Source organism: Streptomyces sp. NPDC001832, from assembly GCF_040297265.1.
Lineage (GTDB): Bacteria > Actinomycetota > Actinomycetes > Streptomycetales > Streptomycetaceae > Streptomyces.
Window position 1 is genome coordinate 40,345 of sequence record NZ_JBEOYU010000001.1, and the last position, 12,260, is coordinate 52,604.

A 12,260-nucleotide genomic window follows, 5' to 3' on the forward strand; every position below is an offset into this window, starting at 1 on the left:
TCAATCGAGTATGAAGCTCTCCAGGTACGACGGGTTGGCCCGATCGAGCATCGACTGCGACCTGGCGCGGATCTGCCGGTCGCTGTGCTCGCTCTCCGGCAGCATCCAGAAGCGGTCGGCGCGTATCCCGTCCACGACGGTCCCCGCGACGTCCTCCACCGGGGTGAACTCCACCTCGTGGCCTGCCGCCCGCATGGCGGATTCCCACTGGTCGAGGCTGCGGTACGGGCTCCTGCGCGGGCGTTCCTTGGCGTACCGCTCGGGGCGGTTGCGGTGCGACTCCCACAGTCCGGTACGGAGCATGTGGGGGCCGGGGAAGAGGACCGAGGCGCCGACCGGCGCGCCCTCCGCCTTCAGATGTGCATACAGCGACTCGGTCATCGTGACGACGGCGGACTTGGTGACCGCGTACACGGAAGCGGTCGGCAGCGGGGCGATCCCGCCGTCGCCGGACGAGGTGTTGACGACATGGCCGGGGCCGCCGTCCGCGATCATGCGGGGCACGAACGCCTGGATGCCGTGGAAGACACCCCACACATTGACCGCGAACGCCCACTTCCAGTCGTTCGGTTCGTGCTCCCACATCCGGCCCTCGGCTCCGGAGCCGACACCGGCGTTGTTGCACAGCACATGCACGGCACCAAAGGTGTGGTACGCGGCTTCGGCCAGGGCCTGTACGGATTCCCGCTCGCCGACGTCGACGACCCGGGCCAGCGCCTGCGCACCGTCCTGGCGCAATTCGCCTGCCGCCTTGTCGAGCGCACCCTCCTCCACATCGGCGAGGACGACCTTCAGCCCCTCGGCCGCGAACCTGCGCGCCATCGCGAGGCCGATGCCGCTCGCGGCGCCGGTGACGACGGCGACCTGGCCCTCCTGCAGTCTCATCGGACGCTCCCTTCCGGCGGGCCGTCATGAATCTGTTGCGGGTCGTCGTAACGCTGGTGGATGTACGGCAGCAGCGCCTCGGCACTCACCCGCTCCACGGCCCTGCCCTGCTGGTCGCTGGTCTTCTCGCCGATGGTGATGTCGACCAGCCGTCGTACGGGGAGGTCGGCGACCGGGTCGTACATCGACTCGCGCAACACCACATCACCCGAGATCCGTTCCAGTCTGCGGACCTTCTCGTGGCGGGTGCAGTGGATCAGGACGGGGTCCGAGTCGAAGCCTTCGCCGTCCACCGCGGGCAGGAATTTGAAGTAGAAGTCGAGCTTGGCCGTCGGCTCGGGCAGCGGGAGCGGTCCGCTGACCGCGCCGCGCACCTCGACGAACGCGATGCCGTGCCGGGCGAGCGCGGCCCGGACGACGAGACCGTCGCGTTCGACGGTCACCTCGCCGAGCTTCTTCGGTTCGCCGAACACCTCCCGGCCGCCGGTCAGCGCCCGTTCATGGGTCATCGGCATGACGAGCGGATACCAGCCCTCGTGCCCGTCGTGGACGGCGGCGACTGCGACGGAGCCCGCACCGAGTGGGTAGCCGGGGAGTTCGACCGTACTGATGTTGGCCCGGACGAGCGGGCGCTGTGCGGGTTTGAGCGGCGGTGGGATGACGGCCGCCACCGCGTCGGGGTCGCTCTCCCAGAGGGCCACCACGCCGGTGGACCAGATGTCGGGGAGCGTGGAGCGGGCCGCGCGGGCCGCCGCGATCTCGGCCCCGGTGCGCGCGCCGTACCGTACACGTGCCATGCCGTGCCACCCTTCTCGGTCTTCCGTGTCCCGGTTCTCCGTGCGGGTTCTGTAACACAGTTACACCGACACAGATGAAGGGTAAATAGGCATGCAGGTAACGGAGTTCGAGAATCAAGGAGCGCTGTGGCGCGATCGTCACTGACCCGCGAAGAGGTCCTGGACGCGGCTGCCGCCCTGGTGAAGCGGCACGGCCCGCAGGCCCTCACCATGCGCGCTCTCGCCGCCGAACTGGGTACCGCGGTCACGTCGATCTACTGGCACGTCGGCAATCGTGAATCGCTGCTGGACGCGCTCGTCGAGCGCACCGTGCAGGAGATGGGCACCCTCCGCCCGGCCGGCCGGACCCCGGCGGCCCGTATCGTCTCCGTCGCCCGGGGCCTGCGTCGCGAGCTGCGGGCCCGGCCGCATCTGATCGCGATGGTCCATGAACGAGGGCTCACCGAGCGGATGTTCCTCCCCGCGCAACAGGCCCTTGTCCAGGAGGTGCACGCCGCGGGGCTGCGCGGGGCGCGGGCGGCCGCAGCGGTGCGGGCGGTGCAGTTCCAGGCCGTCGGCTTCCTTCTCGTCGAACGCAACCGGGAGCGGTCCCCCGTCCAGTCCCCCGGCGAGGGCGATCTGTGGGCCGCGTCCACCACGAACGGCGACCCGGCACTGGCCCGTGCACTGGCCCGGCCCGCCGACCCGGACCGGCTGTTCACGGATTCCGTACGGGCTTTGGTGGAGGGGCTGCTGGCGGCCCCCGTACAACAGGGGTCGCGCCGCGGAACCGGCACGCAGGGGCGGGAGACGGCCGGATAGAAGACTGTCAGCCGCGGCCCGTATTCTCTGTGACCATGCTCGACGACCGCCAGACCGCAGCACCGTGGCCGACCGCCTACCCGCAGGGGTACGCGGTCGTCGACGTGGAGACCACCGGACTCGCACGGGACGACCGGATAGTGTCCGCTGCCGTCTACCGCCTGGACGCGCAGGGCAATGTCGAGGACCACTGGTACACCCTCGTCAACCCTCAGCGTGATCCCGGCCCTGTCTGGATCCACGGGCTGACCAGCGATGTCCTCGAAGGCGCTCCGCTCTTCCCGGAGGTCGCCGCCCAGCTCTCCGAGCAGCTCGCGAACCGCGTGCTCGTCGCGCACAACGCGGCTTTCGACTGGTCGATGCTGGCCCGGGAGTACGCACGGGCCTCGGTCACCGCCCCCGTAGAGCAGCGGTTGTGCACCATCGCGCTCTCCAAGGAGCTGCGGCTGCCGCTGCCCAACCACAAGCTGTCTTCGCTGGCCGCGCACTTCGGAGTCGTGCAGCAGCGCGCCCACCATGCCCTGGACGACGCCCGGGTGCTGGCCGAGGCGTTCCGGCCGAGTCTGCATGCGGCGGCGCGGGGCGGGGTGCGGCTGCCGCTGCTGGAGTGCCGGCCGCTGACCGAGTGGTCGGACTCCCCGGTCACACCACGGGTCGGCTACCAGCCTTCGTACGGTCAGAACAGCTGGCGCCCCTCGCGCAAGCGCCCGGCGTGCCCGTATCCGAACCCTGGGCGGTACGAGAAGGACAAACCTCTCATGCAGGGCATGCGGGTGGCGTTCTCCGGGGACACCTCCGTCGACCGCGAGCTGCTGGAGGACCGGGCCGTAAAGGCCGGGCTGCATGTGGCGACCAGTGTGTCCCGGCTGACCAGTCTGCTCGTCACCAATGACCCGGACTCGGCGACGTCGAAGACGGTGAGGGCGAAGTCGTTCGGCACACCGGTTCTGGACGAGAGCGCGTTCACCCATCTGTTGCGCGATGTGGCGCCGGCGTCGGCGCGGGCAGCCGCGCCGTCATCGGAGTGAACCGGGGGCGACTCGCCCGCCCGCCGCTCGCCCGCCGCCGCCCTTGCGTCCCAACCTGTGGCGCATGGCACGTTGCGAGGTTTGCGGAAACGACTACGGCATGTCGTTCGAGGTTCACGCGCAGGGAGCGGTGCATGTCTTCGACTGCTTCTCCTGCGCCATCCACCGTATGGCGCCCATCTGTGAACACTGCAGGGTCCAGATCATCGGCCAGGGTGTCGAGGTCGAAGGCCACTGGTTCTGCGGCGGTCACTGCGCCCGCGCCGAGGGGAAGGTGGGCATCATCGACAAAGTCTGATCAGCGGCCGCCGCGCCTCCCTTCCCCACCCCTCCGCGGTACACCCCATGACGCAGTTGTACCGTCATGGGGTGTACCGCTTCCTGTTGACCCGGCAGTGGCTGATCCTCGCCGTCCTCTCCCTCGTCCTGATCCCCACGATGGTCGAGCTGGGCTTCTGGCAGTTGCACCGGCATGAGAACAAGGTCGCGCAGAACTCCCTGATCTCCCGCAACCTCAAGGCGAAACCGGTTCCGGTCACCTCGCTCACCTCCCCGGGTCACACGGTCCCGCGCTCCGACTACTGGCGAACGGTGACGGCCACGGGTACGTACGACACCGCGAACGAGGTGGTCGTACGCCGCAGGACCTCCAACGACGACGAGATCGGCGTCCATGTGCTGACCCCGTTCGACCTCAAGGGCGGCGGCACGGTCCTGGTCGACCGCGGCTGGGTGCCCTCCGCCGACAGCCAGCACGCGTACCCGGACGTACCGGCCGCTCCCAAGGGCGAAGTGACCGTCACCGGGCGGCTCAAGGCAGACGAGACGACGAGCAGCAGCGGCATCAAGGACATCTCGGACCTGCCGGACCGCCAGGTGATGCTGATCAACAGCGCCCAGGAGGCCGAGCGGCTCTCCCGGCCCGTGCTCGGCGGCTACATCGAGCAGACCGGACCCGAGCCCTCCGGCGGCTCCCCGGAGCTGATCGCGGCCCCCGACGACAGCTCGATCGGCCCGCACATGGCGTACGCCGTGCAGTGGTGGCTGTTCGCCGCCGCTGTCCCCGTCGGCTTCGTCGTCCTCGTCCGCAGGGAGAAACGCGAGCGGGCAGAGGCGGCGGCCAAGGCCGCCGCAGCGGAGCAGGACGACTCCGAGCCGAACGATCCGGAGCGGCCGGAACCCGCGACGGCCTGACACCGTCTCCGTCCGAATGCCGACGCGCCCCCGCCTCCCGTGAGACCTCCTCGGGTCCCAGGCGCTGCGACGCCACTGCCAATCGTGGGTGAGACCGTTAGGAAGGCCCAGGTTCGGGAACACGCCAGAGCGTGACCCCACGCATCGAGGACTATGCCCTCATCGGCGATCTGCAGACAGCCGCTCTGGTCGGCAGGAACGGTTCTGTCGACTGGCTCTGTCTGCCCCGCTTCGACTCGGGCGCCTGCTTCGCGGCCCTGCTCGGCGACGAGGACAACGGCCACTGGCGGATCGCCCCGAAAGGCGCGGACACCTGCACCCGGCGCGGCTATGTCGGCGACTCCCTCGTCCTGGAGACGTTCTGGGAGACCCGTACCGGCACGGTCAAGGTCATCGACTTCATGCCGCAGCGCGACCAGCAACCCGATGTCATGCGGATCATCGAGGGCGTCAGCGGCTTTGTCGAGATGAGCTCCGTGATCCGACTGCGCTTCGACTTCGGCTCGATCGTGCCGTGGATGCGCCGCTCGCAGGGGCACCGGGTGGCGGTCGCGGGGCCGGACTCGGCCTGGCTGCGCAGCGAGCCGCCGGTCAAGACATGGGGCCAGCAGTTCTCCACCCGCTCGTCGTTCACCGTCTCCGGGGGCGAGCAGGTGGCATTCGTCCTGACTTGGCACCCCTCGCACTCACCCCGCCCCGATCTCGTCGACCCGTTCGAGGCACTGGAGAGCACGCTGTCCGACTGGGCCGAGTGGTCCGCGCGGTGCAAGTACCGGGGCCCGTACCGGGATGCGGTGATCCGCTCACTGATCACGCTGAAGGCGCTCACCTTCGGCCCGACCGGCGGCATCGTGGCGGCTCCCACCACCTCGCTGCCCGAGGATGTCGGCGGCGTACGGAACTGGGACTACCGCTTCTGTTGGCTGCGGGACTCCACCCTCACCCTCGACGCCCTCATCTCGGCCGGCTACCTGGAGGAGGCTGCCGCCTGGCGGGACTGGCTGCTGCGGGCCGTCGCCGGCGACCCGGCCGACCTGCAGATCATGTACGGCCTGGCGGGCGAGCGCAGACTGCCCGAGTCGGAGCTGCCGTGGCTGCGCGGATACGAGAACTCCAGCCCGGTACGGATCGGCAACGCCGCGGTCCGCCAGCGTCAGCTCGATGTGTACGGGGAGGTCATCGACTCGCTGTGGCTCGCGCGCGAGGCGGGCCTGGGCTACAAGCCGCACGCCTGGAATCTGCAGCTCAGCCTGCTCGGCTTCCTGGAGTCCGCCTGGCGCGAGCCGGACGAGGGGCTGTGGGAGATCCGCGGCCAGCGCCGCCACTTCGTGCACTCCAAGGTGATGGCCTGGGTCGCCGCCGACCGTGCCGTACGCACCCTGGAGAAGGACCCTTCGCTGGCCGGAGACGCCGGCCGGTGGCGGGCGATGCGGAACGCCGTGCACCGGGAGGTGTGCGAGAAGGGGTTCGACCCGGTACGGAACACCTTCACGCAGTCCTACGGCTCCCGGAATCTGGACGCCGCGACGCTGCTGATCGCCCGGACCGGATTCCTGCCGCCGGACGATCCCCGGGTGGTCGGGACGATCGACGCGGTCCGGGACGAGCTGGGCAGCGGCTGCCTGGTCCGCCGGTACAGCACGGACGGCGCCTCGATCGACGGGCTGCCCGGCAGCGAAGGGGCATTCCTGGCGTGCTCGTTCTGGCTGGCCGACACCCTGCGCCTGACCGGGCGCACCGAGGAGGCCAGGGAGCTGTTCGAGCAGCTGCTGGCACTGCGAAACGATGTGGGGCTGCTCTCCGAGGAGTACGACATCGTCGGACACCGGCAGGTCGGCAACTTCCCGCAGGCGTTCAGTCATATCGGACTGGTGGGCACCGCCATGGCGCTGGCCGGGGAGAACGCGCTGGAACCCGACGCGGCAGAATAGGGCCCATGGATCTTGGGCTGAAGGACCGTGTGTACATCGTCACCGGAGCGAGCCGGGGGCTGGGCAACGCCACGGCGCGGGCGCTGACCGAGGACGGCGCGAGGGTGATCATCACCGGTCGGGACGAGAAGCGCGTCGAGGCGGCCGCTGCCGAACTGGGGCCGGACGCCGTCGGCCTCGCCGCCGACAACGCCGACCCCGCCTCCGCGCAGCGTCTGCTGGACAGCGCGCACGAGCGGTTCGGGCGGCTCGACGGCATACTCATCAGCGTCGGTGGACCGGCGCCCGGCTTCGTCGCCGACAACACGGACGAGCAGTGGCAGTCGGCCTTCGAGTCGGTGTTCCTGGGGGCGGTTCGCCTTGCCAGGGCCGCGGCGGCCACACTCGGCGAGGGCGGTGTCATCGGTTTCGTGCTCTCCGGCTCCGTGCACGAGCCGATCGCCGGGCTGACGATCTCCAACGGTCTGCGGCCCGGCCTGGCCGGTTTCGCCAAGTCCCTGGCCGATGAGCTCGGCCCCCGGGGCATCCGCGTGGTGGGCGTGCTGCCGGGCCGGATCGACACGGACCGGGTGCGTGAACTGGATGCGCTCTCGGGCGATGCGGAAGCCTCTCGTGCGGCCAATGAGGCACGTATTCCGCTGCGGCGCTACGGCACGCCAGAGGAGTTCGGCTGGACTGCGGCGTTCCTGCTCTCGCCCGCGGCGTCTTATCTGACGGGCATCATGCTGCCGGTCGACGGGGGCTCCCGGAACGGCTTCTGAGCCGGACCGCTGTGTCCTGGATTGCCGGGCAGGTTCGATTCCTCCAGCCGGCAGGGTTTGCCCGAAAGGAAGTGGCGGCCGGTGCGCCGGATCGCGGCGTTGGTCGCGGCACTAAGGGCTGTCCCGTAGTTCCTGGCGGGCGCGCGACGACAGCTACGGCACCTCGATCCACCACGGATTACGGGACAGTCCTTAGCTCACCCTTTCCGCACGGTGCCTGACCGCTCTCAATCGCACCTCGGCCGGCAGCTCCGCCAGCCCCGCCGAATCCCGCGCATGGGCCAGCGCCTCGTCGGTGAGACGGCCGAGCGCCTCGTCCGGCGCCGCGTGCGGCTCCATCAGCAGACGGATCCTGGCGTGCGGCGAACGGCGCCGGCCAGTCAGCAGGACCTGGGCGCGGGCCACCCCGTCCAAGGTCCCTGCCTCACCGGCGAGCACCCCTTCCAGGGCCCGGCCCCGCAACAGCGCGCCCTCGCCGTCGCCGCTGTCCACCAGCACCTCGGCAAGACGGCCGCGGCGCAGCTGGGCCAGCAGCCACCACATGGCGAGGACGACCACGACGGCGAGGACCGCGATCACCGTCGGCCACCACCAGCCCTGGCCGCGCCAGCGGTCCCGGGCCGCCTCGCTGAGGAGCACATCGCCCTTGCCGTACCAGGGCCACCAGGACGGTACGGAAAGGCCGAGCCCGGCCGCGAGCACCGCACCGCCGCCGCAGATCAGCGCCAGCCCGGCCAGACCGAGCAGTACTCGGTTGACGGTCCTGAGCAACGAGCTCACCCCTTCTTCGCCGGACGGCGGACATGTACGGACAGGCTCGGTGGCCTGGCCAGGCCCAGTTCCTTGATGCCGCTCCCGAGCACGGTGTCCAGATCGGCCCGTACGTCGTCGAGTTCACGGAAGTGCGACACCGCACGCACCCCGGCCTTGCCCCGGCCGACCCGGACCCGTACCGACTGCACACCGGACACCTCAATGGCCCGGTCCCGCAGGACCAGTGCGGCCGCGGCCCGGTCGAGGCCCGCCCGTACGCCGGGGCGGTCGCGGCGCATCGGCAGCAGGTCGCGGAGTCCGGGGGTGATGGCGAGCACGAACAGCCACAGGCCGATCACCACGGCGGCCGCCGCGCCGGCCAGCACCCAGATGTTGTCCAGCGGCCGGTGGGCGAGTTCGTAGGCCAGCGTGCGGCGCCACTGCATCGCCGGCTGGCCGGTCTGGACGGCTGCCACGTCGTAGAGCAGCAGACCGGTACCGCCGAGGATCACCAGGGCAAGGACCGCCGCCGGAATACGGCGCGCGGACCAGAAACGGCCCGCCCTGCCACCGCTCTCCTGCTGCGTGGGCACCGGGTCGTGGGCGGCGGACGAGGCGGACTGGTCGAGTTCGAGCACCGCCCCCTGTTCGACGGGCCGGGTGGTGGGCAGCCGTTGCGTACGGTGTTCCGGGTCGTGGGGCTCGGTCATCGGATCCTCCCCTGTGCCGCGATGCTCGCTCCCGTCGGATGCAGGCGCTCGACCTGTACGGCAACCTCGGGCACTGCCATCCCCACCAACGCCTTTACCCGCTCGGCAACATGCCGACGCACCCCGCCGCACTGACGGCCGATGTCGGAGGGGTATCCGAGCTCCAGGCTCACCCGGACCCGGGCGGTGTCGCGGTGCACCGTGACCGAGGCGCGCGGCGAGACACCTTCCTTCGGCGGCTCGTCGATCGCCTCCTTCGCCGCCTGTGCGGCGATCTTCGCGACCACCCGGTCGGCGATCCGGGTCTCCCCGCGCTCACCGGCGGCGACCCGGCCGCTCACCCCCGACAACGCCGTCACCGCCGTCGGTCTCCGCGCTCGCGACTACGGAAGAAGTCGCCGGGCTCCAGGTCACCTTCCAGGAAGCGACCGACGATGAAGCCGATCGCCCCCAACGCGGCCACCAGCAGAAAGGCCCCGAATCCGCCGAAGTACCCGGCGAATCCGAGCGCCATGCCGGCCACCATGCCGACCACAGCCATGTTCATCGTGCGCTCCTCAACTGCCTCGGTCAGGAGGTCTACTGGAGACGTGGCTCGGGCTCTTCTTCTTCGTCGGGCAGCTTCACATCGCTCACCGCGATATTGACCTCGACGACTTCCAGGCCGGTCATCCGCTCGACCGCCGCAATGACGTTCTCCCGTACGTCACGGGCGACATCGATGATCGACACGCCGTAGTCGACGACGATCTCCAGGTCGAGGGCGGTCTGTGATTCGCCGACCTCCGCCTTGACCCCCCTGGTGACGGACTTCCCACCGCCGGGCACCCGTTCGCGTACCGCTCCGAACGTACGCGCGAAGCCGCTGCCCATCGCATGGACACCGACCACGTCACGTGCTGCCATTCCCGCGATCTTCTCGACCACACCGTCGGCGATGGTCGTACGGCCACGACTGGCGGGGGCTCCCCCGCCACGCTTGGTGAGCGGACTCGATTCCTTGTCGGGACTCTCGGGACGGTTCCGCTGTGGGGTTTCGGTCATCGCCACTCTTCCCTTCGGGGCAGGTTGAACCTCGTTGCCCACACTAAGTGCGCTTGCCTCTTCTCGCGCCGTGGATGAGGCAGGCTGGAGAAATGACGACGGCTGACAGCCCGCACAGGGTCGACGGATGGACAGCAGCGGTTCGGCAACGGCTCAGCCTCGGCCGGCTGCTCCCGCTGGGCGGTCCGGCGGACGGTGCCTGGATCTCGGAGCGGGCCGCGGCCTGGGTGCTGCGCGACGCGGTGGGCGGGCCGGGTCCCGGACCGGTGCTCGGGGAGCTCAGGATCTGTGTGGCTGATCCGGACCGGGCCCCGGACGCGGAGGTTGAACCGCCGCCGAGTGCGCTGCCGCCGGGACCGCTGCGCATCGAGGCGACCATGTCGGCGATGTACGACCGGCCGCTGCCCGACGCGGCCGCGGCTCTGCGCTCGGCGCTGCTGACGGCGGCGGAGCACCGGCTGGGTCTGGTGGTCGCCGAGGTGGATCTCCGGGTGACGGAGCTGCTGGACACACCACCCGAACGGCGGGCGCCCGCACCGGTCGAGGTGCACTCGGCGAGGCCGGAGGGGGTGGCGGGGGTCGCCGCCGCAGGTGTTCCCGGTGTCGTGACTCTGACCCGGGTGCTGGGCAACGCGGTGCACAGGGGCCCGGATCATGTACAGGTCGAGCTGGCGACGGACTCCGGCCGCCGGGCGCTCGATGTGGCACGTGCGGTGCGGGGCGCGGTGGCGGACGTGGTAGAGGGGCATCCCTCGGTCGCGGTGCTGGTCACGGCGGTGGTGGAGCAGGACTGACCACCGGACGGAGCTGACCACCGGGTGGGCCTGAGGAGCGGGCCCACCCGATCAGAGGTCACCCGACCAGAGGTGACCCGAAGCCTCTCAGTCAGTGATGCCCGCCAGGTCGCGCAGACGGCGGCCCTGCGCGGCGCGCTCGGCGGCGCGCTGCTCCTCGTACCCGCGGGAGACGGCACCGCTCAGCAGCGCCTTGGTCTCCACGACCGCATCGCGCGGGGCGGCCAGCAGTGCGCCGGCCAGGTCGCGGGCTGCGGCGTCCAGCTCGTCGGCGGGGACGACGAGGTTGGCCAGGCCGGTGCGCTCGGCCTCCTCGGCGTGCACGAAGCGGCCCGTGGCGCAGATTTCGAGCGCGCGGGCGTACCCCACCAGGTTGACCAGGGGGTGTGTGCCGGTGAGGTCGGGGACCAGACCGAGGCTGGTCTCGCGCATGGCGAACTGCACGTCCTCGGCGACGATCCGCAGATCGCAGGCGAGGGCAAGCTGGAAGCCGGCACCGATCGCATGCCCCTGGACTGCCGCGATCGACACGATGTCGTTGCGGCGCCACCAGGTGAACGCCTCCTGGTACTCGGCGATGGTCGCGTCGAGCTCGGCTTCCGGGCCGCGCGCCATGTCGAAGAAGGACGGCTCACCATCGAACCCCTCGGGGGTGAACGCCTGCCGGTCGAGACCCGCGGAGAAGGACTTGCCCTCGCCGCGGAGCACAACGACCCGCACATTGCCGGGCAGTGCCCGTCCGGCCTCTGTCAACGCCCGCCACAGAGCGGGAGACTGAGCGTTGCGCTTGGCCGGATTGGCGAGGGTCACCGTGGCAACCGCGTCGTCGACGGTGAGTCGTACGCCGTCCTTGTCGAGCACAGAGTCGAGAGAGGTCATGGGGCGTCTCCGGATCGGGTCAGTCAGCACCGGTCGATCTAAGTGACTGAACAGTAACCAACCGGTCGACATCACTATCGACCGGGTGGCCACCGCCGAAACCGGTGAGCCCCGGGACAGGCCTGACGGCCTGCCCCGATCCGCCGAAGGCCGTCAGGCCGTGGCGGCCTTCTTGCCTCGTGTCGCTCCGCCGCGTCCGCGCAGCGTGACTCCCGACTCACTGAGCATCCGATGGACGAATCCGTAGGAGCGGCCGGTCTCTTCGGCCAACGCCCGGATACTCGCACCGGAGTCGTACTTCTTCTTCAGGTCTGCCGCGAGCTTGTCGCGCGCGGCGCCGGTAACCCGGCTGCCCTTCTTCAGAGTCTCGGCCACCCGTGCCTCCTCATGGGAAGTGCGCTCTGGACTCTCATGATCACCCCTCGGAGGCTTCCTGGCCACCCATTCGGCAAGGTCCGTGCAACCGGATTCCCGCCCGGGGAACCAGCCCACACGACCGGAATCCTGCATTCGGTGGGGCTGTGGAGACGGGTGGGGACAGGCTCGGGACGGAACCGCCAGGTCAGGGCCACACGGGGATAGCGGCCCCAAATGGGTGCACCCGGCAGGCATCTGCCGGGTGCCGCGCCGAGGTACGAGACATACTCACTCAGATGATGGATCACGCGTAGGCCGAATGATCC

16 protein-coding genes are annotated in these 12,260 nt (G+C 70.2%); 7 read left to right on the plus strand and 9 right to left on the minus strand.

The features are described from left to right. Together ABT115_RS00210 and ABT115_RS00215 are read right to left on the minus strand one after the other, a co-directional pair. Positions 1-885, minus strand: coding sequence for an SDR family NAD(P)-dependent oxidoreductase (locus ABT115_RS00210; protein ID WP_351782017.1), 885 nt, complete (start codon positions 883-885; stop codon positions 1-3). Beyond that, entirely contained in the window at positions 882-1,682 is an 801-nt protein-coding gene (locus ABT115_RS00215) for an acetoacetate decarboxylase family protein (RefSeq protein ID WP_351782020.1), read from the minus strand. Before ABT115_RS00215 ends, ABT115_RS00210 begins: the two co-directional genes overlap by 4 nt. Before the next feature lie 126 nt (positions 1,683-1,808). Between ABT115_RS00215 and ABT115_RS00220 the strand changes: the two genes are divergently transcribed. The 6 genes from ABT115_RS00220 to ABT115_RS00245 all read left to right on the plus strand — a co-directional run bounded on the left by ABT115_RS00220 (position 1,809) and on the right by ABT115_RS00245 (position 7,397). Beyond that, positions 1,809-2,483, plus strand: coding sequence for a TetR/AcrR family transcriptional regulator (locus ABT115_RS00220; protein ID WP_351782023.1), 675 nt, complete (start codon positions 1,809-1,811; stop codon positions 2,481-2,483). Positions 2,484-2,512: 29 nt separating this feature from the next. Continuing rightward, positions 2,513-3,511 carry a DEDDh family exonuclease gene (locus ABT115_RS00225; RefSeq protein WP_351782026.1) on the plus strand — a complete coding sequence of 333 codons (999 nt, stop codon included), beginning with the start codon at positions 2,513-2,515 and terminating at the stop codon, positions 3,509-3,511. A gap of 64 nt (positions 3,512-3,575) precedes the next feature. Further along, on the plus strand, positions 3,576-3,809 hold the full coding sequence (locus ABT115_RS00230; protein WP_078532401.1) for a metallothionein: 234 nt from the start codon (positions 3,576-3,578) through the stop codon (positions 3,807-3,809). A gap of 71 nt (positions 3,810-3,880) precedes the next feature. Beyond that, positions 3,881-4,705, plus strand: a complete 825-nt coding sequence (locus tag ABT115_RS00235; RefSeq protein ID WP_351782997.1) for an SURF1 family cytochrome oxidase biogenesis protein — start codon at positions 3,881-3,883, stop codon at positions 4,703-4,705. A gap of 131 nt (positions 4,706-4,836) precedes the next feature. Beyond that, positions 4,837-6,636, plus strand: a complete 1,800-nt coding sequence (locus ABT115_RS00240; protein WP_351782029.1) for a glycoside hydrolase family 15 protein — start codon at positions 4,837-4,839, stop codon at positions 6,634-6,636. 5 nt (positions 6,637-6,641) lie between these two features. Next, entirely contained in the window at positions 6,642-7,397 is a 756-nt protein-coding gene (locus ABT115_RS00245) for an SDR family oxidoreductase (RefSeq protein ID WP_351782032.1), read from the plus strand. Positions 7,398-7,589: 192 nt separating this feature from the next. Here the strand turns inward: ABT115_RS00245 and amaP are convergent, their stop codons facing one another. From amaP to ABT115_RS00270, 5 genes are read right to left on the minus strand one after another with little or no spacing between them, the layout of a single operon-like run. Further along, entirely contained in the window at positions 7,590-8,177 is a 588-nt protein-coding gene (gene amaP / locus ABT115_RS00250; protein WP_351782035.1) for an alkaline shock response membrane anchor protein AmaP, read from the minus strand. Next, entirely contained in the window at positions 8,174-8,860 is a 687-nt protein-coding gene (locus tag ABT115_RS00255; RefSeq protein ID WP_351782037.1) for a DUF6286 domain-containing protein, read from the minus strand. Before ABT115_RS00255 ends, amaP begins: the two co-directional genes overlap by 4 nt. Further along, positions 8,857-9,210: an Asp23/Gls24 family envelope stress response protein gene (locus ABT115_RS00260; protein ID WP_351783000.1), complete on the minus strand. Its 354-nt coding sequence runs from the start codon at positions 9,208-9,210 to the stop codon at positions 8,857-8,859. Before ABT115_RS00260 ends, ABT115_RS00255 begins: the two co-directional genes overlap by 4 nt. 5 nt (positions 9,211-9,215) lie before the next feature. Next, on the minus strand, positions 9,216-9,407 hold the full coding sequence (locus ABT115_RS00265; protein WP_327275937.1) for a hypothetical protein: 192 nt from the start codon (positions 9,405-9,407) through the stop codon (positions 9,216-9,218). Positions 9,408-9,439: 32 nt separating this feature from the next. After that, positions 9,440-9,904: an Asp23/Gls24 family envelope stress response protein gene (locus tag ABT115_RS00270; protein ID WP_351782040.1), complete on the minus strand. Its 465-nt coding sequence runs from the start codon at positions 9,902-9,904 to the stop codon at positions 9,440-9,442. A 92-nt stretch (positions 9,905-9,996) separates the two neighbouring features. Here ABT115_RS00270 and ABT115_RS00275 point away from each other — a divergent pair, with 92 nt between their 5' ends. Beyond that, positions 9,997-10,698 carry a hypothetical protein gene (locus ABT115_RS00275; RefSeq protein WP_351782043.1) on the plus strand — a complete coding sequence of 234 codons (702 nt, stop codon included), beginning with the start codon at positions 9,997-9,999 and terminating at the stop codon, positions 10,696-10,698. Between the two features lie 87 nt (positions 10,699-10,785). Here ABT115_RS00275 and ABT115_RS00280 read toward each other — a convergent pair whose 3' ends face one another. Together ABT115_RS00280 and ABT115_RS00285 are read right to left on the minus strand one after the other, a co-directional pair. Then, on the minus strand, positions 10,786-11,577 hold the full coding sequence (locus ABT115_RS00280) for an enoyl-CoA hydratase/isomerase family protein (protein WP_351782046.1): 792 nt from the start codon (positions 11,575-11,577) through the stop codon (positions 10,786-10,788). Positions 11,578-11,730: 153 nt separating this feature from the next. Then, positions 11,731-11,952, minus strand: a complete 222-nt coding sequence (locus tag ABT115_RS00285) for a helix-turn-helix domain-containing protein (protein ID WP_018518904.1) — start codon at positions 11,950-11,952, stop codon at positions 11,731-11,733. Positions 11,953-12,260 lie beyond the last annotated feature (308 nt).

Excerpts from the sequence above, each read along its gene's own strand:
- ABT115_RS00265 (WP_327275937.1), bottom strand. The coding sequence starts at position 9,407 with ATGAACATGGCTGTGGTCGGCATGGTGGCCGGCATGGCGCTCGGATTC.
- ABT115_RS00230 (WP_078532401.1), top strand. The coding sequence starts at position 3,576 with ATGGCACGTTGCGAGGTTTGCGGAAACGACTACGGCATGTCGTTCGAG.
- ABT115_RS00255 (WP_351782037.1), bottom strand. The coding sequence starts at position 8,860 with ATGACCGAGCCCCACGACCCGGAACACCGTACGCAACGGCTGCCCACC.
- ABT115_RS00215 (WP_351782020.1), bottom strand. The coding sequence starts at position 1,682 with ATGGCACGTGTACGGTACGGCGCGCGCACCGGGGCCGAGATCGCGGCG.
- ABT115_RS00210 (WP_351782017.1), bottom strand. The coding sequence starts at position 885 with ATGAGACTGCAGGAGGGCCAGGTCGCCGTCGTCACCGGCGCCGCGAGC.
- ABT115_RS00245 (WP_351782032.1), top strand. The coding sequence starts at position 6,642 with ATGGATCTTGGGCTGAAGGACCGTGTGTACATCGTCACCGGAGCGAGC.
- ABT115_RS00280 (WP_351782046.1), bottom strand. The coding sequence starts at position 11,577 with ATGACCTCTCTCGACTCTGTGCTCGACAAGGACGGCGTACGACTCACC.
- ABT115_RS00270 (WP_351782040.1), bottom strand. The coding sequence starts at position 9,904 with ATGACCGAAACCCCACAGCGGAACCGTCCCGAGAGTCCCGACAAGGAA.
- ABT115_RS00275 (WP_351782043.1), top strand. The coding sequence starts at position 9,997 with ATGACGACGGCTGACAGCCCGCACAGGGTCGACGGATGGACAGCAGCG.